An 18,564-nucleotide genomic window follows, 5' to 3' on the forward strand; every position below is an offset into this window, starting at 1 on the left:
CGCGTGCGGCCGCCGTTCGTGACAGGGGAGGAGAACGCCGCACGTCAGCGGCGGCCGGCGAGCATCGCAGCGGCGGCCGCGGTCTCGTCGCGCAGGGCGTCCGCGAGGGCGGCGACCGCCGGGATCCGCAGCGACTCGGGCCGCACGATCATCCAGTACGGCAGCCGCTCGTCGAACTGATCGGGCAGCAGCCGCACGAGGTCGTCGTGCCGGTCGGCGACGAAGCACGGCAGCAGCCCGATCCCCGCCCCCGCCCGCGTCGCCTCGACGTGCACGAACACGTTCGTCGAGCTCAGTCCGTCGCGCATCTCGGGCACGAGGCGCCGCGGCAGGTCGAGGGCGTCGACCTGCAGGATCGCGTCGACGAAGTAGACGAGCGGATGCCGCATGAGCTCGGCGGCGTCGCGCGGCATCCCCTCCCGTTCCAGATAGGCGCGCGAGGCGTACATCCCGAGCGTGTACGCGCCGAGCTGGACGCCCTGCGCGCGCCGGGACTGCGGGGCGCCGACGACGACCTCGATGTCGAGGCCCGGACGGTGCGCGGCGGCCCGCCGGGTCGCGGTGACGATCTCGACGGTCAGGCGCGGGTGCTGCCGGCGCAGCCGCGCGACGGCGGGGGCGGCGATGAAGGCGCTGAACCCGTCCGTCGCCGACATGCGCACGACACCAGCGATCGGGTCGTGGTCCTCGCCGGCGTCGGAGAGCTGCGTCAGCGCGGACTCGATCCGTCCCGCGGTGTCGACCGCTTGGCGGCCGAGCGCCGTGAGCTCCCAGCCCCCGCCCGACTGCGCGACGAGGCGCCCGCCGACCGCGTCCTCGAGCGCGGCGATGCGACGCGCGACCGTCGTGTGGTCGATGCCCAGGGCGTTCGCCGCCGTCGTGTAGCGACCCGACCGGGCGACGGCGAGCAGCACGAGCAGGTCATCGGCGCGGAGGCGACCACGGGCATCCATGTGTGCAATTCTGCACACGACGGGTGCAGGACTGGGCATTGATCCGCATGGCGCGCGATGCGCAGACTGTGGGGCGGACGCCACCGCGTCCCGAGTCAGAGCAGACCACCCCGGATGTCATCGACGACATCGATCGGAGAGACCATGTCAGCCCCCACCCGCGCCGCCGACCCCGCGGCATCCGCCACCCCGTCCGGCCTGCGCCGCGTCGTCGCCGCCTCGATGGCCGGCACCGTCGTCGAGTGGTACGAGTTCTTCCTCTACGCCACCGCCGCGAGCCTCGTGTTCGGCACCTACTTCTTCCCGCAGACCGGATCGTCGCTCGACGGGATCATCGCCGCCTTCGTCACCTACGCCGTCGGCTTCATCGCGCGGCCGCTCGGCGGCGTCGTGTTCGGCCAGATCGGCGACCGCTTCGGTCGCAAGCCCACCCTGCAGGCGACGATCATCATCGTCGGGGTCGCCACCTTCCTGATGGGATGCCTGCCCGGCTTCGTCGAGATCGGCTACTGGGCCCCCGCGCTGCTGGTCGCGCTGCGCTTCCTGCAGGGCTTCGCGGTCGGCGGCGAGTGGGGCGGTGCCGTGCTCCTCGTCGCCGAGCAGAGCCCGAACCGGTCGCGCGCGTTCTGGTCGAGCTGGCCGCAGGCCGCCGTGCCCGTCGGCAACCTGCTCGCGACGCTCGTGCTGCTCATCACCTCGTGGGTGCTGAGCTCCGAGGACTTCCTCGGCTGGGGATGGCGCATCGCCTTCTGGCTGTCGGCCGTCATCGTCCTCGTCGGCTTCTACATCCGCCGTCACGTCGAGGAGGCGCCGATCTTCCTCGAGGCCAAGGCGCAGGTCGAGGCCGAAAAGGCGGTCTCGTACGGCGTCGTCGAGGTGCTGCGTCGCTACCCGGTCGGCGTGCTGCAGGCCATGGGCGTGCGGTTCGCGGAGAACATCGTCTACTACATCGTCGTCAGCTTCTCGATCGTCTACCTGAAGACCGTCCACGAGTACGACACCAGCCAGCTGCTGCTCGCCCTGCTCATCGCGCACGTCGTGCACTTCCTCGTGATTCCGCAGGTGGGGCGCCTCGCCGACCGGTTCGGCCGCCGGCCCGTCGCCCTGACGGGCGCGATCCTCAGCGCGACGTGGGCGTTCTTCGCCTTCCCGCTGTTCGACACCCTGAACCCCGTCCTCATCGTGCTCGCGGTGACCGTCGGACTCACGTTCCACGCGTTCCTGTACGCACCGCAGCCCGCGATCATGGCCGAGCTGTTCCCCACCCGCATGCGGTACTCGGGCGTCTCGCTGGGCGCTCAGGTCACGGCGATCGCGGCCGGCTCGCTCGCCCCGATCCTCGCGACGCAGTGGCTGCGCGACTTCGGCTCGTGGACCCCGGTCTCGATCTACATCGCGATCGCCTGCCTCATCACCGGGACCACGATCGTCCTCATGCGCGAGACGAAGGGCGCCTCCCTGCACGCGATCGACGACGCGGATGCCGCCCGTACAGCCGAACTGCTCCGCGAGAAGGAGCGGGCATGACCGACCTCACCGGCCGGACCGCCCTGGTCACGGGTGGCGCGAGCGGCATCGGCGCGGCGTGCGCCTCGGCGCTCGCCGCCGCCGGTGCTCGGGTGACGGTCGCGGACGTCGACGCCGACGGCGCGCAGCGGGTCGCTGCCGCCGTCGGCGGCGAGGCGTGGGCCGTGGACCTGAGCGACACGGCGGCCCTCGCCGACCTGCGGCTGGACGTCGACATCCTCGTGAACAACGCCGGCATCCAGCACGTCCGCCCCATCGAGCAGTTCGAGCCCGAGCGATTCTCGTTCATGATGCGCCTCATGCTCGAGGCGCCGTTCCTGCTCATCCGCGCGGCGCTGCCCGCCATGTACGAGCGCGGGTTCGGCCGCATCCTGAACATGTCGAGCGTGCACGGACTCGTGGCATCCCCCTACAAGTCGGCCTACGTCGCCGCGAAGCACGGTCTCGAGGGACTGTCGAAGGCGACCGCTCTCGAGGGCGGCGCCCACGGGGTGACGAGCAACTGCATCAACCCCGGGTACGTGCGCTCGCCGTTGGTCGAGAAGCAGATCGCCGATCAGGCGAAGCTCCACGGTATCGGCGAGGACGAGGTGCTGTCGAAGGTGCTGCTCGCCGAGGCCGCGGTCAAGCGTCTCGTCGAGCCGGAGGAGGTCGCCGCCCTCGCGGTGTGGCTGGCGGGGCCGGATGCCGGCATGGTCAGCGGCGCGAGCTACACGATGGACGGCGGCTGGTCCGCGCGCTGACCCCCCGGCCTTCCCCTGTCGCAACACGCCGCGCGCGGCTGCAGGTTGTGACAGGGGAAGGGGGGATGCCGCGGCCCGGCGCGCCGGGTCAGCGGAAGATCGCGTCGAGCAGGCCGCTCTGCATCGCGAAGACGCCGAGGACGAAGAGCCCGCCGATGATGATGGCGGGCCACGAGACGCCGCCCTTCAGGCGTCGGCCCTGCGCGGCGACCCCCGGCGGCGGGCGCAGCGTCCCGAGCGGCGGGGCGAACGGCAGCGAGTCGGCCGTCGCGCCCGGCACGGCCGCGGTCTGCGTGAGCCGGTCGTCGCGCCAGCGCTCCCACTGGGCGAGCTTGTCGAGCAGGGCGCCGACCGCGGAGAACAGCCACGCCCACGTGTTCGGGTCGAGGGTCGACAGGTCGCGCTTCGCGTAGAGGAACAGCCAGTCGTCCACGATCTCGACGTCGAGCTGCGCGGCGTGGTCGATGAAGCGCGCCATGATGTCGGGCGTGAAGAGGTAGAGCGCGTCCTGCTCGTACCCCTGCGGGCAGTAGAGCGCGAAGTGCTCGTCGAAGTCGCCTTCGAGGCTGAGTCGCTGGTCCTTGTCGAACGCCTGCGGCAGGTTCGAGCCGAAGAGCCCGTTGTTGCCGGTCGCGTCGAGCACGATGTGCGGCAGCGGCGTCGCCAGCCGGGTCGCGACGTACCCCCAGCGGTGGGTCGTCTGGTTCTTGCCCGACCCGGTCGTGTAGCGGTAGTTCGCGAACTCCACGAACCGCGGCCGCTCGCCCCGCAGGATGTCGGTCGACTTGCGGGAGTGCCCGTGCGAGAAGATCATGCCCGGCAGGGGCGGAGCGGATGCCTGGGCGTACCAGGTCAGCCCGTTCGCCCGCGCGAACCGCTCGAGTCGGTAGATCCGCTCGTGCGATCCCTTGAACCCGCGGATGATGAGCGCCACGATCCCGACCGCGAAGACCGCGACGACCACGACGAACCCGATCGCGAGCGGGTTGTCGTTCGACCCGCGGAGGAACGCGCCGAACACCGCGATGAACACGTTGACCATGAAGAAGCCGACGAAGAGGAACACCGCGACGGCGATGACGATGCCCCACACGTTGCCGCCCGAGGGCAGCCGCCCGGCGGCGAGCAGGTCCTTCCGATGCGCGGCGACGGCCGCACGGTCGACCGGCTGGGTGAGCGGGGTCGGGTCGAAGGTCGATGTGCTCATCGGTTCACCTCGTCGGAGTCGGACGTCAGGGCGGCGCCCTCGCGGATCTCGAGTGCTTCGAGCCCGGATGCCGCGATCAGGGCGGCGATCAGTTCGCGGGACCCGCCGATCACCGTCGAGTCGAAGTCGACCTCGGACACGAGCACCCAGGCACGATCGTCCGGCCAGACGATGCTCGGGCTGAGCGCCGACGGCTCGAAGCCGTGCTCCTCTGCCGGCCGGTCGCGCCAGGGCACGTCGAGGAACCAGTCCGGTCGGGCGAGCTCGCTGACGCCGCCACGGAAGAGGACATGTCCCCGGCCCGGCAGTTCGAGACGCCGACCCTCGGAGACCTCGCGCGGGAGGATGCCCTCCTGCCAGCTCTCCTTGCGGAACACGTTGTTCCACGCGTCCTTCACGCTCGTGCCGAGCATCTGATTGTGGTGAGCGAGGACGGGGTCGGCCGGATCGCCCATCTGGAAGAACGCGCGTGACGGGCCGGCGCCCATGTGTCCGAGCAGCGCGCCGTGACCCTCCCAGAGCGCGACGACGCCGTCGTCCGGAGTGGTCGTGTGCTGCGCGAGGATCGACGCGAGCGCTGCGAGCAGATCGGAGGCCAGCTCACCTTCTAGCGGCGGGTCGACCCAGCGCCCGTCCGAGGTCGCGATGGTGTTGCCGGTGTTCGTCGCCCGGGTGAGCGCCGCCCACTGCGCCAGCGGATGGAACACCGTGCCGAAGATCCCCGCCGCCTCGCTCCACGTCAGGCGGCGATCCACCAAGCGATCTACCAGCCGAGCCGTCTCGTCCGGGTCGGACGCGTTCCACTCCTCGATCGAGGGCAGCCGTTCACCCGGGAGCTCGGTGATGGATGCCGGGTGGAACACCCGCGCGTACGCCTCGAACCCGCGCGGCACGACGTCGTGCATCGTCCAGGTCCACGGGTCGTCGATGCGCTCGCGCAGCCAGTCGCCGGCCGAGACGTCCGCGGTCCACTCCATGACGGCCACGGTACCGGCCGGCCGCTCCCGGGAGCGGGACGGATGCGGCGGGGCACCGGCATCCGTCCCGTCCGTCGTCAGGCGACCCGGCTCACGCGGTGCGCACGTCGACGACCCAGGTCACGCCGAAGCGGTCGGTGAGCATGCCGAACCCCGCGCTCCACGCCGACGCGGCGAGCGGTTCGACGATGGTCGCGCCCTCGGCGAGGGCGTCCCAGCGTGCGGAGACCTCGTCGAAGGTGTCGCCCTGCAGCGAGACGAAGAAGGTGCGGTCGGTGAGCGTCATCCCGTTCTCGCGGTGCGTCGTGCCCGCAACCGCCTCGGCGCCGGCGGCGGGCCCCGGCACGTCGTACGCCATGAGACGGCATCCGTCCGCCGCGACGAGGATGCCGAAGACGACCGTGTCGGCGCCGGGTGCGTCGGCGGGCATCCCGAGGTCGGCGTAGGTGGTCACCATCGCCTGGCCGTCGAAGACGCGGGCGTAGAACTCGAGGGCCTCCCGTGCGGTGCCGCGGAAGTTGAGGTGGGTCGTGGTGGTGAGGGTCATGATCGTCCTTTGCTGAGTGGCTGTCTGCCTGCAGCGACTCTCCTTCGCGTAGAGGACCGTTCCTGTCCGCTTCTCGACGAGGATGGGGATATGTCGTCGCCCTCGCACCGGATGCTGAACCTGCTGTCGGTCCTGCAGTCCCGGCGCGACTGGGCGGGGCAGGAGCTCGCCGACCGCCTCGGGGTGACCGTGCGCACCGTGCGACGCGACGTCGATCGGCTGCGCGAACTCGGTTACGCGATCACGGCGGTCAAGGGCCCGTACGGCGGGTACCGCCTCGCGCCCGGCGAGGAGCTGCCGCCGCTCCTGTTCGACGACGAGCAGGCGGTGGCGATCGCGGTCGCGTTGCAGTCGGCATCCGGAGTCGACATCGCGGATGCCGCGGCCCGGGCCCTCGCCACGATGCGGCAGGTCATGCCATCGCACCTGCGCCACCGCATCGACGGCATCCGGTTCGAGGCGGACGCGGCGGGCGCGCAAGCGGCGCCTACGGTCGTGGCGGCGGTGAGCGCCGCGGCCCGCGATCACCTCACCCTCCGCATCGAGTACCGCGACGACGGCCGCGCCCGGCGGATCGAGCCGCACGCCGTCGTCGTGCGCGACGGCCGCTGGTACGTCGTCGCGTGGGAGGGGGATGCCGCGGACTGGCGCATCCTGCGGCTCGACCGCGTGCGGGTCCGGCAGGGCGGCGGCGTGCCGTTCGAGCCGCGCGAGATCCCCACGGGCGATGCGCGCACCTATCTCTCCGCGAGGTTCAAGGGTTCCGACGAGCAGGACCGCTGGCCTGTGACCGCCGACCTGATCCTGTCGACGCCCGCGCAGCGGGTCGTGCCGTTCCTCGGCGACGCGGAGCTCGAGGACCTCGGCGACGGCCGCAGTCGCGTGCGTGTCGGATCCTGGTCGTGGGCGGGAGCGCTCGCGTGGGCGCTGCGCTTCGACGTCCCGTTCGAGGTCGTGGGGCCACCGGAGCTCGCCGACGCCGCCGGGACGCTGGGGCGTCGACTGAGCGATTCCGCGGCGGGGCCGGGCATCCGCTAGACTGTTGTGGTTGTCCGTCTGCGCTCATGCGCGGAATCACCGGACACGTGCATCAACCCTCCTGATGCCGGGAAACGCCCGGCATCCGTTCTAGTCCGAAGGAGGTGGGTTAGTGACGCACATCCACCAGTACGAACTCATGGTGATTCTCGACCCCGAGGTCGACGAGCGCCAGGTTGCTCCCAAGCTCGACGGGTTCCTGAAGGTCATCACCGCTGATGGTGGCTCGATCGACAACGTCGACGTGTGGGGCAAGCGCCGTCTCGCCTACGAGATCCAGAAGAAGACCGAGGGCATCTACGCCGTCGTCAACTTCACCGCCACGAGCGAGGCCACGCAGGAGCTCGACCGTCAGCTCAAGCTGAACGAGCAGATCATGCGCACCAAGGTCCTCCGCGCCGAGGAGGCGATCGCTCAGGTCGCCGCCGAGAAGGAGCGCGCTGAGGCCAAGGCCGCCCGCAAGGCAGCGAAGGCCTAAGGCTCATGGCCGGCGAGACCATCATCACGGTCGTGGGTAACCTCACGGCGGACCCCGAGCTGCGCTACACGCAGAACGGCCTGCCCGTCGCGAACTTCACGATCGCATCGACGCCGCGCAGCTTCGACCGTCAAGCCAACGAGTGGAAGGACGGCGAAGCGCTGTTCATGCGCGCGTCGGTCTGGCGCGAGTTCGCTGAGCACGTCGCAGGCTCGCTCACCAAGGGCATGCGGGTCGTCGCGACCGGCCGCCTGAAGCAGCGCTCCTACCAGGACCGCGAAGGCAACAACCGCACGGCGATCGAGCTGGAGGTCGACGAGATCGGCCCCTCGCTCCGCTACGCCACGGCTCAGGTCACCCGCGCCGCCTCCAACGGCGGCGGTAACGGTGGCGGCGGCTTCGGCGGCGGTCAGCAGCAGTCGCGTCCGCAGGTGCAGCAGGACGAGCCCTGGGCCACGCCCGGGTCCTCGGCTCCCGACGCCTGGAGCGCGCCCGGGACGAGCTACGGCGACGACACCCCGTTCTGATTCGAATTGCGGATGCCGCGGGTCGCGGCATCCATCTCTCTTAAGGAAGACACATGGCTGGAAAGGCAACCGGCGATCGCCGTAAGCCGCGGAAGGGCGCGAAGAACGCTGCTCCCGCGAAGGCGATCCGCGTCGGCGTCATCGACTACAAGGACGTCGCGACGCTTCGCAAGTTCATCTCGGAGCGTGGGAAGATCCGCGCCCGTCGTATCACCGGAGTCTCGGTGCAGGAGCAGCGTCTGATCGCCAAGGCGATCAAGAACGCCCGTGAAATGGCGCTCCTGCCCTACGCCGGCGCTGGCCGGTAAGGAGTACCGACATGGCAAAGCTGATTCTCACGAACGAGGTCGCCGGGCTCGGTAGCGCCGGCGACGTCATCGAGGTCAAGAACGGGTACGCCCGCAACTACCTAATCCCCCAGGGCTTCGCTGTGGCCTGGACCCGCGGTGGCGAGAAGCAGGTGGCGTCGATCCGCGCCGCTCGCGAGTCCCGCGCGATCCACGACCACGAAGAGGCCGTGGCGCTCAAGAACACGCTCGAGTCGAACACGGTCAAGCTGACCGTCAAGGCCGGCGCTGAGGGCCGCCTGTTCGGTTCGGTCAAGACCGCCGACGTGGCCGACGCCGTCAAGGCCGCCGGTCTGGGCGACCTCGACAAGCGCAAGATCCACATCACCTCGCCGATCAAGGCCGTGGGCGAGCACGAGGCGACCGTTCGCCTCGGCGACGAGCTCACCGCCGTGATCACCCTGCAGGTGGTCGCCGCCAAGTAATCCTGGCGCGCGGTTCGGATGCCGCGGTCCCTTCCCTCACGGGTCGGGACCGCGGCATCCGTCGTTTCCGGGGGCCGTGCGATGTGTTCGCGGATGCAATGGATCTCGGCCGACACGCCGGTGGTGGGGGTGGGGACCCGGCGTGTCACGCAGGATCCATTGCATCCGCGAGGGGTTGACGGATGCCGCGGGTGGGGGCCCGTGGCATCCGCCCTTCTGGGGGGAGTCGGTCAGACGGTGCGGCGACGCAGCATGAGCAGCGCACCGCCGGCGATCAGGGTGATCGCGGCCAGGGGCAGCCACGGGGTCGCGACGCCTCCCGTCTGAGCCAGCGCCTGCGGCGCCTCGCCACCGCTGGCCCGGGGGACCATCGGGGCGGGGCTGCCGCCGGGGATCTGACCGTCCGTGCCGTCACCGGGGACCGTGGGCTCGACCGGCGTGGTCGGGTCCGTCGGGTTCACCGGCGTGGTCGGGTCCGTCGGGTCGACCGGGGTGGTCGGGCCCGTGGGATCCGTCGGGTCGACCGGGTCCGTGGGATCCGTCGGGTCCGTGGGGTCGACCGGGTCCGTGGGGTCCGTGGGGTCGGTCGGGTCGGTCGGGTCCGTGGGGTCCGTGGGGTCGACCGGGTCCGTGGGGTCCGTCGGGTCGACCGGGTCCGTGGGATCCGTGGGGTCGGTCGGGTCCGTGGGGTCGGTCGGGTCCGTCGGGGTGCCTGGGTCGGTCACCTCGCTGCCGCCGATGACCGAGACGGCGGTGTCACCGATGGTGATCGGGATGCCGATGGGCAGCACGACCTGCGTACCGCTTCCGACGCCGCCCTCACCGGAGGTGACGGGGCCCGTCGACGTGCCGGTTCCCGGCGTCCCGGTGGAGCCGCCGCCGATGACCGAGCTGTCGCCGATCACCGACACCGCGGTGTCGTCGACCGTCACCGGGATGCCGATCGGGGCGACCACCTGGGTGCCCGACCCGACACCGTCGGTGCCGTCCGTGGACGGGCCGCCGGTCGTGCCGGGTGCGGGCGCTGCGGGGGCCGCGGCATCCGTACCCTCCGTCGTGCTGTCACCGATGACCGAGACCGCGCTGTCGCCGACGGTCACGGGGATCGTGATGGGCGCGACGACCTGGGTGCCCGAGCCGATACCGTCCGAACCGCCCGTGGTGGGCGCTCCGGTCGCGCCGTCCGAGACCGGCGCCGCCGGACCCGACGAGCTCTCGCTCGTGCTGTCACCGATGACCGAGACCGCGGCGTCGTCCACGGTCACGGGGACCGTGATGGGGGCCACGACCTGCGTGCCGGAGCCGATGCCGTCGGTGCCGTCGGTCGAGGGCGCGCCGGTGGTTCCGGTGGCCGGTGCGGTGGGCGCGGCGACGTCGGTGCTGTCACTCGTGCTGTCACCGATGACCGAGACCGCGGTGTCGCCGATGGTGACCGGCACCGTGATCGGCGCGACCACCTGCGAGCCCGAGAGGATGCCGTCCGAACCACCCGTGGTCGGCGCTGCGGTCGAACCGCTCGGCGCCGGGGCGGCCGGGGTGGCGGCATCCGTCGACTCGGTGGTGCTGTCGCCGATGACCGAGACCGCGGTGTCGTCCACGGTCACGGGGACTGTGATGGGGGCGACGACCTGGGTGCCCGAGCCGACGCCGTCGGTTCCGTCGGTGGACGGGGCCTCGGCCGGCTCGGCGGGTGCGGGTGCCGGCGCGGCATCCGTCGACTCGGTGGTGCTGTCGCCGACGACCGAGATCGCGGTGTCCTTCACCGTGATCGGGACGTTGACGTCGACCAGCGCCTGCGACCCTGAGGCGGCGCCGCCGGCGCCACTCGTGGACCCGGACGAGGTCTCGCGCGGCTGAGCCGGCTCGGCCTCGTCGTCGGACGAGCTGGACGAGTCGCCGATGACCGAGACGGCGGTGTCGCCGACGGTGATCGGGATGTCGACGTTCAGCAGGGCCTGGGTGCCCGAAAGCAGCCCGTCCTCGCCGGACGTCGTCGGTTCTGCGGCCTGTGCGGCCGCCGCGCCGAAGAGCGTGATGCCCCCGGCCACGAGCGTGCCCAGCAGGACACGCGACAACGTGGAGTTCATTTCATCTCTCCTCAAAGATCGACAGGGAATAGGCGCCGGAGCGCCGGCACGCAGAGCGTGCGGATGCATGCCGCGAGAAAGCGCGGCGCGATCCCCGTCAGTCGGGAGAGACGTCGGTGTCGAAGAAGGGCGCGGGAAGGCCCTGCTCATCGGTCGGGCGACCCCGTCGTGCCCAGGCACGGTGCGCGACGGGGAACCCGAGCGGGAGCAGGGCGAACAGCCCGGCAGGCCCCCCGGAGGATGCGGAAGACAGAGAACCCGACTCGCTCAGCGGCGCCGAGGGCGCGGGTGCAGGGGGGCCTGCGAGATCGAGCGGATGGGGCGCCGCGACAGCCGCGCCGGAGTCGGCGGGAGCCTGCGCGACGGCGCGGGAGAAGAGCTGCGCGACCTGCGTCGGGGTGCCCGACGACGTTTCCGTCGGAGCGATCGCGGGCCGGTTCATGAGCGCACCGGTGGGAGCGTCGACGACCGGCATCGACACGGCCGGCTCGACGACGGGCACGGTGGACGCGGCCGGAACCGGAAGGCCGGGCACAGGGACCGTGGAGGGCACGTCGACGGGGAGGCTCGGAGGCTCGATGTCGGGTGTCACGGCATCCACCACGGGCGGGACGACCTCGACGATCGGCGGGATCACGGGGGAGACGGCGTCGACGACGGGGTCGGTCACCGGGCTGACCGCGTCGACGATGGGCGGGACGACGGCCTCGACGATGGGGGCGACGACCTCGTCCGTGACGGGGGTCACCACCTCGACGACGGGTTCGAGGACAGCGTCGGTGACGGGCTTCACAGCCTCGGTGACGGGCTTGATGACCTTGTCCGTGACGGGCTTGATGACCTTGTCGGTGACCGGCTTGACAACCTTGTCGGTGACCGGCGCGACGACCTTGTCGGTGACCGGCGCGACGACCTTGTCGGTGACCGGCTTGACGACCTTGTCCGTGACGGGCTTCGCGACCTTCTCCACGACCGGCGCGACGACCTTTTCGGCGGTCGGCTTGACCGCCTTCTCGGTCACGGGCTTCGCGACCTTCTCCGTGACGGGGGTCACCACCTTGTCGACGACAGGCTCGGTGACGTCTTCGACGATCTTGGTCACCCCGCTGAGGAGTCCCTCGTCCATGCGGTCGGACGCGCGGGCATCCGGTGCGATCAGGACGGTGACGATCGCGGCCCAGATCACGGCGATCCCGAGCCCGATCGCACAGAGGAGGCCGAGGCGGGTGAACGCGCGTAGCGTCGTCTGCACAGGTCACCTCCACGATGGAAACATCGGGACGCATGCCGAGAAGGCCGCGTCTGCGGGGTGCCTGGACCCCATAAAGTACGCCGTTCCTATGAGTTTGGCAAGAGGTTTCGAGTGTGCGGGAAGACCGCCGGGAAGGCCCGACTTTCTCATTTGACAAACGGGCGATTCTGCACATGGGGTGGGGATAACGCTGAACCTTCAAGCGCCACTTGAGGTCGGTTATCCATCCACAGCCTGTGGGAAGCACAACCCCAGATCAAAACAACATTCGGCGGTGTGGAGCGATGTGTTTCCGCAGGTTCTCCACAGGCACTCTGCACAGGGTGGTCGGCGTTTCCCGCACGTTCTCCACACAGTTATCCACAGGCTGGTTTGCGTGTGTCGGAGCCCCTCCCTAGCGTGTGCGAGGGCCTTCCAGCGGGCCCGGAAGAGGGGCATGGATGTCGATCGCGGATCTGTCGGACGACCGAATCGGCGGCTCCCGCGGCCCCGAGCGGACTCCGCCGCACGACATGCTCGCGGAGCAGAGCACCCTCGGCGGAATGCTGCTCTCGGGTGACGCGGTCGCCGACGTCATCGAGGCGCTCCGCGGAACCGACTTCTACGTCCCGAAGCACGAGCTGATCTTCGAGGCCGTCCTCTCCCTCTACTCGCACGGCGAGCCGACCGATGTCGTCGCGGTCACCGACGAGCTCATCAAAACAGGCGATCTGCAGCGTGCCGGCGGGGCGGACTACCTGCACTCGCTGACGTCCATCGTCCCGACGGCGGCGAACGCCGCCTACTACGCGTCGATCGTCCGCGAGCGGGCGCTGCTGCGTCGGCTCGTCGAGGCCGGCACCCGCATCGTGCAGATGGGCTACAACGGGCAGGGCGAGGCGCTCGACCTCGTCAACAACGCCCAGGCCGAGATCTACTCGGTCACCGGTGCCGAGCAGTCCGAGGACTACGTCCCCCTGCAGGTCGCTGTCGACGCCGCCGTCGAGGAGATCGAGGCCGCTCGCGGTCGCGACGGTCAGATGACCGGCATCCCGACCGGGTTCGCCGGGCTCGACCAGCTCACCAACGGTCTGCACGGCGGACAGATGATCGTCGTCGCGGCGCGTCCCGCAATGGGTAAGTCGACGCTCGCGCTCGACTTCGCCCGCGCCGCCGCCATCAAGCACAACCGCCCGACCGTGTTCTTCTCGCTCGAGATGGGGCGCAGCGAGATCGCGATGCGCCTCATGAGCGCCGAGGGCTCGGTGCCGCTGCAGAGCATGCGTAAGGGCATGCTCGACAGCCGCGACTGGACGACGATCGCCTCGACCCGCGGCCGCATCAACGACGCGCCCCTCTACATCGACGACAGCCCGAACATGACGCTCGTCGAGATCCGCGCGAAGTGCCGCAAGCTCAAGCAGCGCGTCGGGCTCGAGATGGTCGTCATCGACTACCTGCAGCTCATGACGAGCGGTAAGCGCGTCGAGTCGCGTCAGCAGGAGGTCTCGGAGTTCTCGCGTGCGCTGAAGCTCCTCGCGAAGGAGTTGCAGGTCCCGGTCATCGCCCTGTCGCAGCTGAACCGTGGTCCCGAGCAGCGTGCCGACAAGAAGCCCGCGATCAGCGACCTGCGTGAGTCGGGCTCGATCGAGCAGGATGCCGACATGGTGATCCTCCTGCACCGCGAGGCCGCCTACGAGAAGGACAGCCCCCGCGCCGGCGAAGCCGACCTCATCGTCGCGAAGCACCGTAACGGCCCGACCGACACCGTCGTCGTCGCCTTCCAGGGACACTTCTCGCGCTTCACCGACATGGCCGTCGGGATGGACTGAGGGCCGGGTCGTCCCCCGTCCTGCTCGGATCAGCGCGGCATCCGTCGTTCCAGGATCAGGTCGCGCGGCTCGCTGAAACCGAGTCGCCGGTAGAGCGCCTCGCCGTCCGCCGTCGCAGCGAGGCGCACGACGTGGACGGCCGTCTCGGCGTCGAACCACTGCAGCAGCGCTTCCACGCAGGTGCGGGCGAGCCCGCAGCGGCGGAACGCGGGGAACGTCACGACGTTCGCGATCTCGCCCCGCAGTCCGCTCGGGTTGCGGGGCGATGGCGCGTGGTCGTCGACCGTGCCCACGGCGCACGCGACGACGCCGTCGCCGGGGACCTCGGCGATGATCGCGGCGCACCGCATCGGCTCGGCGAGACGGGCGCGGTACCAGGCCGCGGCATCCGCTCGCCAGGACTCGTCGCCCGTGTCCGCACCCATGTCGCGCATCATCTGCGCGCGCAGGTCGACGAGCGCGGGAACGTCGGCGGCGCGGGCAGGGCGGATCACAGCGTCGGTCGTCACACGCCGATGCTACGGGCGAGCGTTCCGGGGACGCGTTCGGTCGCTCCCGCGCGCGGCGGGCGACGAATCGCGTCCCCGGAGCCGCCGCGGCCCGCGCCCCAGGGGGCGCATCCGGTCGCTCACCGCCCGCGCACGCGACGAACCGCGTCCCCGGAACCCGACTCCGATCAGACCGGATGCCGCTGCAACAGCTTCGCGGCGACCATCATCGCTCCGCCGAGCACGGCGGGGATCCCGCCGCCCGGGTGGACCGAGGCGCCGACGCGCCACAGCCAGGGTGTCCGCGGGTCGTGGTGCGCGGGGCGGTGCAGCGGGCCGCTCATCCACAGCGGTCGCGCGGCGCCGTACAGCGCGCCGTGGCGCTCGCCGAACGTGCCGAAGTAGCGCGGGTCGAGGACCGCGGCATCCGTCATCGTGTCGGTCAGCAGTTCATCGAGACCCAGCGTCCGCGAGATCCGTTCGACCTCGCGGCGCACGAACGGATGCTCGAGGCTGTACCCCGACCCGTCGGCCGGAGCGGTCAGCAGCAGCGCGAGCGTGCCGCGGTCGTTCGGGTAGATCTCGCCCGCCCGGTACAGGTTCACGAACGCCATCGTGTCGGCGGGCTCGTCGCCCGCGGCGAGGCTGCGGAACAGCGCGTCGGGCTTGGTCGGGAGGATGACGCTGTGCGCCGCGATCTGCTCGGGCAGCGGCTCGCGCAGCGCCCCGTAGATCGCGACAGCCGAGCACGACAGCGCGCGCGCCCGTCGCGGTCGCCGGCCGAGCAGCGCCTCGACGCGGTCGGCGTCGAGGGCGCTCACGACGACGTCGGCGGCGAACGATCCGCTGGCCGTCGTGACGCGGCCGCGCTCGAGGCGCGTCACGGTCTCGCCGGTGCGGATGTCGACACCGGCGGCATCCGCCATCCGTTCCAGCGCGAGCGGGATCTCGAACACGCCGCCGCGCGGAACCCACACGCCGGATGCCGCCATGATCGCCGGCATGCTCGCGTAGAGCGCGGGCGTCTGCGACGGCGACACCCCGGCGTTGAGGGTGTGGATCGCGATGATCTCGCGCAGCCCGTCGGGCATCCATGTGAGGCTGTCGAGGTAGGCCCGGGTGCTGAGCCGCGGGCCGTAGACGGCGAGCAGCCGGCGCAGGGCCGGCAGCGACCGCCGCTCGAGCGGGTCGGCGACGAGCAGCGCGGTCACGTCGTCGGCGAGCGGCGCGTGCAGGTCGCTGAACCGCTTCCACGCGGGGTACCAGCGGTGCTCCGGCGGCACGGGGAGGGTGACCTCCTCGCCGTCGTAGTAGTACCGGCCGACCTCGGGCAGCCGTTCGAGCTGGAGGGCTCCCGCGTCGGTGCCGAGGCGGCGGCACAACTCCTCCCACACACCGGGGAAGGTCACGAGCGACGGCCCCGAGTCGATGCGCTCGCCGTCGACCTCGAGCCTGCGGCTCTTGCCGCCGACCCGGTCCGCCGCCTCGAGCAGAGTCACCTCGTGACCGGCACGGGCGAGAAGAGCGGATGCCGCCAGCCCCCCGAGTCCGGCACCGACCACCACGATGCGACTCATCCGTACGCCTCGAAGAACATCTTCGTCAGCTGCAACCCGCTCGCCACCGACCCGGCGACGTACGGGAAGGCGATCGAGACCGGGTAGAGGCGGCGACCGGTCGCGGGAGTGGGGCGCACCAGCATCCACACGACGAGGACACCGGCGATGACGGCGTTGAGCGCGGCGACCGGGATGCTGACGAACGCGAACAGCACGCTCGACACGAGCCACCAGAAGCCGCTCCACAGCGCCGTGCCGCGCGGCCCGAGGAGGACGGCGGTCGTCCGGATGCCGGCCTCGCGGTCCTCGTCGATGTCCTGGACGGCGTCGTAGGCGTGCTTCGCGATGCTCCACACCAGCAGCCCGGCCACGGCGGGCCACAGCGGCGACGCGCCGAGCGCGACGGGGACGATCAGCAGCGGGAGTCCGTAGGCCGCGTTGCTGAGCGAGTCGAGGAACGGTCGCTGCTTGAACCGCAGCGGCGGCGCGGAGTAGAACACGAACACCGCCGTGTAGAGCAGGATCAGCGCGTTCGCGGCGAGCGGGTAGGCGATCAGGAACCACGCGAGGAACGGCACGTTCGTGATCGCGACGGCCCAGACGATCGTCCGCACCTCGCGCGGCTCGATCCGGGCGCCCTCGATCGACCCCTTGCGCGGGTTCAGGGCGTCGGTCTCCTGGTCGAAGATGTCGTTCACGCCGTAGATCAGCAGGTTGAACGGCAGCGTCAGCCAGACGAGGAGCGGGATCGCTGCGGAATCCAGCAGCGCGCCGGTGAGCCACATCCCGAGCACGCCGGTGCCGATCGTGTTGATCCAGAGCACGGGGCGTGAGATGTGGACGAGGCGCCCGAGGGTTGTCCGCCAGGTGACGGGCCGGGTCGGCGCAGGGTGGTCGATGGCGGTTCTCCTCGGATGCGGCGGCGCGGACGGCCGTCTTCCGCGATTGTATGCGGGGCGATCGACCGGCATCCCGCCCTTGCGCTCGGCGCCGCGCTCGGGTCGCGGCGCGGCGCTCGCCTGTCGCAACGTGCGGACGCGCGCGGCGTGTTGTGACAGGGGAGCGCGGGCGGAGCCTCAGTCGGCCTGGTCGAGCGCGATGCGCGCGCGGCGCGCCACATCGAGGATGCGGCCGACGTTCTCGACCGCGACGCCCGGCTCGTCCTCGCCGAGGTGTTCGAGGGTCGCGAGCTGCGAGGCGAGGAGCGCCGGCGGCATGAAGTGCTGCCGCGACCGCATCCGACGATCCAGCTCCTCGGGTGAGACGACCAGCTCGACGAAGCGGACGTCGGGGGCCGCGGCTCGGATCCGGTCGCGGTAGCGGCGTGCCAGCGCGGAGCACGCGACGACCAGGCCGGGTGCGTCGGCGAGGGTCTGTCCGACGATGTCGAGCCAGGGGGCGCGATCGTGGTCGTCGAGGGGGTGGCCGGCCTCCATCTTCGCCACGTTCGCTGCCGGGTGTAGATCGTCGGCGTCGACGAAGTCCACGCCGAGATCCACGGCGAGGGCGGCTCCGACGGCGGTCTTGCCCGACCCGCTCGGTCCCATGACGACGATGCGGGGTGCGGTCCTCACGATGCCACCTTCGCAGAGTTCATCGCGACGACGACCTTGCTGCTGTCGGCGGGTCGGCGGGCCGTCTCGAAGGCCTCGACCGCGTCGCCCGGAGCGAACTCGTGGGTGATGACGGACTCGATCTCCGGGCGGCGGCCCAGCACATCGATCGCACGGTCGATCTCGTCGAGGAAACGGAAGGCACCGGTGAGGGTCGCCTCCTTGGAGATCAGCGGGGCGATGTTCACGCCGACCGGCTGGTTCGGCAGCATCCCGATCTGCACGACGGTGCCACGGCGGCGGACGGCGGCGATCGCCGACGAGACGGCGGGCGCGGCACCGGAGCACTCGAGGACGACGTCGTAGGCGTCGGAGGGGATCTCATCCTCGCCCACGCGCCAGACGCCGTCGGCGCCGAGCGCGCGGGCCCGGTCCAGCGGCCCGGGCAGCAGGTCGGTGATCTCGACACGTGCTGCGCCGGCCTCCTGCGCGGCGACGACGGCAAGCAGTCCGATGGGACCGGCGCCGCAGACGAGCACGCGCGCTCCGTCGAGGGAGCCCGCCCGACCCGCACCGTGCAGGGCGACGGCCAGGGGCTCGGCGAGGGCGGCGCGACGCACGGGCAGCTCCGCGGGCAGAGTCCGGATCATGCCGGCATCCACCAGCAGGTACTCGCTCATCGCGCCCTGCGTGTGCGGGGTGGTCGCGGCACTGCCGAGGTAACTGCCGCCGGGGCGCAGATGGGGCTCGACCGGAGTCGACCCTTCGGGACCGAAGCGGGCGGGATGCACCGTCACCGGCGTGCCGGGCGCGAAGCGCCCGTCGGGGTCGAGGTCGACCCACCCCGACAGCTCGTGCCCGGGAACGAGGGGCTCGGTGACGACGAACGCTCCGTTCGCTCCCTCGCCGTAGTAGTGCAGGTCCGACCCGCAGATCCCCACGTACCCGACGCGGATTCGCACCTCGCCCGCGCCGGGGATCGGCACCGGCTGCGCGGTCACAGTGAGGTCGAGCTTTCCGTTGATGACGACGGCATCCATGTCTT

Annotated in this window: 18 protein-coding genes and 1 pseudogene; 8 read left to right on the forward strand and 11 right to left on the reverse strand. The window is 71.1% G+C overall.

The window, feature by feature from the left end; translation table 11 throughout:
- Positions 1-44: 44 nt before the first annotated feature.
- On the reverse strand, positions 45-953 hold the full coding sequence (locus Q9S71_RS05075; protein WP_311860930.1) for a LysR family transcriptional regulator: 909 nt from the start codon (positions 951-953) through the stop codon (positions 45-47).
- A gap of 144 nt (positions 954-1,097) precedes the next feature.
- Between Q9S71_RS05075 and Q9S71_RS05080 the strand changes: the two genes are divergently transcribed.
- Both Q9S71_RS05080 and Q9S71_RS05085 read left to right on the forward strand, forming a co-directional pair.
- Positions 1,098-2,480, forward strand: a complete 1,383-nt coding sequence (locus Q9S71_RS05080; protein ID WP_311860931.1) for an MFS transporter — start codon at positions 1,098-1,100, stop codon at positions 2,478-2,480.
- A complete protein-coding gene (locus Q9S71_RS05085) occupies positions 2,477-3,223 on the forward strand; it encodes a 3-hydroxybutyrate dehydrogenase (RefSeq protein WP_311860932.1) in 747 nt (248 codons plus the stop codon). The genes Q9S71_RS05080 and Q9S71_RS05085 overlap by 4 nt, the downstream gene beginning before the upstream one ends.
- Before the next feature lie 88 nt (positions 3,224-3,311).
- Here Q9S71_RS05085 and Q9S71_RS05090 read toward each other — a convergent pair whose 3' ends face one another.
- The 3 genes from Q9S71_RS05090 to Q9S71_RS05100 all read right to left on the reverse strand — a co-directional run bounded on the left by Q9S71_RS05090 (position 3,312) and on the right by Q9S71_RS05100 (position 5,954).
- Positions 3,312-4,430 carry a hypothetical protein gene (locus Q9S71_RS05090; protein WP_311860933.1) on the reverse strand — a complete coding sequence of 373 codons (1,119 nt, stop codon included), beginning with the start codon at positions 4,428-4,430 and terminating at the stop codon, positions 3,312-3,314.
- Positions 4,427-5,407, reverse strand: coding sequence for a hypothetical protein (locus tag Q9S71_RS05095; protein ID WP_311860934.1), 981 nt, complete (start codon positions 5,405-5,407; stop codon positions 4,427-4,429). Before Q9S71_RS05095 ends, Q9S71_RS05090 begins: the two co-directional genes overlap by 4 nt.
- A gap of 91 nt (positions 5,408-5,498) precedes the next feature.
- Positions 5,499-5,954, reverse strand: a complete 456-nt coding sequence (locus Q9S71_RS05100; protein ID WP_311860935.1) for a VOC family protein — start codon at positions 5,952-5,954, stop codon at positions 5,499-5,501.
- 90 nt (positions 5,955-6,044) lie between these two features.
- On the opposite strand from Q9S71_RS05100, the gene Q9S71_RS05105 reads away from it, so the two are divergent.
- From Q9S71_RS05105 to rplI, 5 genes are all read left to right on the forward strand, one after another.
- Entirely contained in the window at positions 6,045-6,992 is a 948-nt protein-coding gene (locus Q9S71_RS05105) for a helix-turn-helix transcriptional regulator (protein WP_311860936.1), read from the forward strand.
- Positions 6,993-7,104: 112 nt separating this feature from the next.
- Positions 7,105-7,470, forward strand: a complete 366-nt coding sequence (gene rpsF / locus Q9S71_RS05110) for a 30S ribosomal protein S6 (protein WP_269454691.1) — start codon at positions 7,105-7,107, stop codon at positions 7,468-7,470.
- 5 nt (positions 7,471-7,475) lie between these two features.
- Entirely contained in the window at positions 7,476-7,997 is a 522-nt protein-coding gene (locus Q9S71_RS05115; RefSeq protein ID WP_064002776.1) for a single-stranded DNA-binding protein, read from the forward strand.
- A 53-nt stretch (positions 7,998-8,050) separates the two neighbouring features.
- The gene (rpsR, locus tag Q9S71_RS05120; protein ID WP_005054609.1) at positions 8,051-8,305 is read left to right on the forward strand and encodes a 30S ribosomal protein S18; all 255 of its coding nucleotides are present in this window, start codon (positions 8,051-8,053) and stop codon (positions 8,303-8,305) included.
- Between the two features lie 11 nt (positions 8,306-8,316).
- On the forward strand, positions 8,317-8,769 hold the full coding sequence (gene rplI, locus Q9S71_RS05125) for a 50S ribosomal protein L9 (protein WP_064002775.1): 453 nt from the start codon (positions 8,317-8,319) through the stop codon (positions 8,767-8,769).
- Between the two features lie 230 nt (positions 8,770-8,999).
- On the opposite strand, the gene Q9S71_RS05130 is transcribed toward rplI, so the two are convergent.
- Positions 9,000-10,856: an LPXTG cell wall anchor domain-containing protein gene (locus Q9S71_RS05130; RefSeq protein ID WP_311860939.1), complete on the reverse strand. Its 1,857-nt coding sequence runs from the start codon at positions 10,854-10,856 to the stop codon at positions 9,000-9,002.
- A 97-nt stretch (positions 10,857-10,953) separates the two neighbouring features.
- Entirely contained in the window at positions 10,954-12,108 is a 1,155-nt protein-coding gene (locus Q9S71_RS05135) for a hypothetical protein (protein WP_311860941.1), read from the reverse strand.
- 440 nt (positions 12,109-12,548) lie between these two features.
- Between Q9S71_RS05135 and dnaB the strand changes: the two genes are divergently transcribed.
- Positions 12,549-13,919, forward strand: a complete 1,371-nt coding sequence (gene dnaB, locus Q9S71_RS05140) for a replicative DNA helicase (RefSeq protein WP_064002773.1) — start codon at positions 12,549-12,551, stop codon at positions 13,917-13,919.
- 29 nt (positions 13,920-13,948) lie between these two features.
- On the opposite strand, the gene Q9S71_RS05145 is transcribed toward dnaB, so the two are convergent.
- The 5 genes and pseudogenes from Q9S71_RS05145 to Q9S71_RS05165 form a co-directional block, all read right to left on the reverse strand.
- Positions 13,949-14,428, reverse strand: coding sequence for a GNAT family N-acetyltransferase (locus tag Q9S71_RS05145; RefSeq protein WP_311860944.1), 480 nt, complete (start codon positions 14,426-14,428; stop codon positions 13,949-13,951).
- 167 nt (positions 14,429-14,595) lie between these two features.
- Positions 14,596-16,032, reverse strand: a pseudogene (locus Q9S71_RS05150) (phytoene desaturase family protein); the annotation flags it as partial.
- The gene (locus Q9S71_RS05155) at positions 15,981-16,937 is read right to left on the reverse strand and encodes a UbiA family prenyltransferase (protein WP_340681286.1); all 957 of its coding nucleotides are present in this window, start codon (positions 16,935-16,937) and stop codon (positions 15,981-15,983) included. The pseudogene Q9S71_RS05150 and the gene Q9S71_RS05155, both read right to left, overlap by 52 nt.
- 105 nt (positions 16,938-17,042) lie before the next feature.
- Positions 17,043-17,540 (reverse strand): gluconokinase, encoded by a 498-nt coding sequence (locus Q9S71_RS05160; RefSeq protein ID WP_311860947.1) that lies wholly within the window; start codon positions 17,538-17,540, stop codon positions 17,043-17,045.
- Positions 17,537-18,559, reverse strand: a complete 1,023-nt coding sequence (locus tag Q9S71_RS05165) for an L-idonate 5-dehydrogenase (protein WP_311860949.1) — start codon at positions 18,557-18,559, stop codon at positions 17,537-17,539. The genes Q9S71_RS05160 and Q9S71_RS05165 overlap by 4 nt, the downstream gene beginning before the upstream one ends.
- Positions 18,560-18,564 lie beyond the last annotated feature (5 nt).

The sequence above is a fragment of the Microbacterium gawkjiense genome (assembly GCF_031932225.1).
Classification (GTDB): domain Bacteria; phylum Actinomycetota; class Actinomycetes; order Actinomycetales; family Microbacteriaceae; genus Microbacterium; species Microbacterium gawkjiense.

Excerpts from the sequence above, each read along its gene's own strand:
- Q9S71_RS05085 (WP_311860932.1), top strand. The coding sequence starts at position 2,477 with ATGACCGACCTCACCGGCCGGACCGCCCTGGTCACGGGTGGCGCGAGC.
- dnaB (WP_064002773.1), top strand. The coding sequence starts at position 12,549 with ATGTCGATCGCGGATCTGTCGGACGACCGAATCGGCGGCTCCCGCGGC.
- rpsR (WP_005054609.1), top strand. The coding sequence starts at position 8,051 with ATGGCTGGAAAGGCAACCGGCGATCGCCGTAAGCCGCGGAAGGGCGCG.
- Q9S71_RS05080 (WP_311860931.1), top strand. The coding sequence starts at position 1,098 with ATGTCAGCCCCCACCCGCGCCGCCGACCCCGCGGCATCCGCCACCCCG.
- Q9S71_RS05090 (WP_311860933.1), bottom strand. The coding sequence starts at position 4,430 with ATGAGCACATCGACCTTCGACCCGACCCCGCTCACCCAGCCGGTCGAC.
- rplI (WP_064002775.1), top strand. The coding sequence starts at position 8,317 with ATGGCAAAGCTGATTCTCACGAACGAGGTCGCCGGGCTCGGTAGCGCC.
- Q9S71_RS05075 (WP_311860930.1), bottom strand. The coding sequence starts at position 953 with ATGGATGCCCGTGGTCGCCTCCGCGCCGATGACCTGCTCGTGCTGCTC.
- Q9S71_RS05115 (WP_064002776.1), top strand. The coding sequence starts at position 7,476 with ATGGCCGGCGAGACCATCATCACGGTCGTGGGTAACCTCACGGCGGAC.
- Q9S71_RS05130 (WP_311860939.1), bottom strand. The coding sequence starts at position 10,856 with ATGAACTCCACGTTGTCGCGTGTCCTGCTGGGCACGCTCGTGGCCGGG.
- Q9S71_RS05095 (WP_311860934.1), bottom strand. The coding sequence starts at position 5,407 with ATGGAGTGGACCGCGGACGTCTCGGCCGGCGACTGGCTGCGCGAGCGC.
- Q9S71_RS05105 (WP_311860936.1), top strand. The coding sequence starts at position 6,045 with ATGTCGTCGCCCTCGCACCGGATGCTGAACCTGCTGTCGGTCCTGCAG.
- Q9S71_RS05100 (WP_311860935.1), bottom strand. The coding sequence starts at position 5,954 with ATGACCCTCACCACCACGACCCACCTCAACTTCCGCGGCACCGCACGG.
- Q9S71_RS05165 (WP_311860949.1), bottom strand. The coding sequence starts at position 18,559 with ATGGATGCCGTCGTCATCAACGGAAAGCTCGACCTCACTGTGACCGCG.
- Q9S71_RS05155 (WP_340681286.1), bottom strand. The coding sequence starts at position 16,937 with ATGCCGGTCGATCGCCCCGCATACAATCGCGGAAGACGGCCGTCCGCG.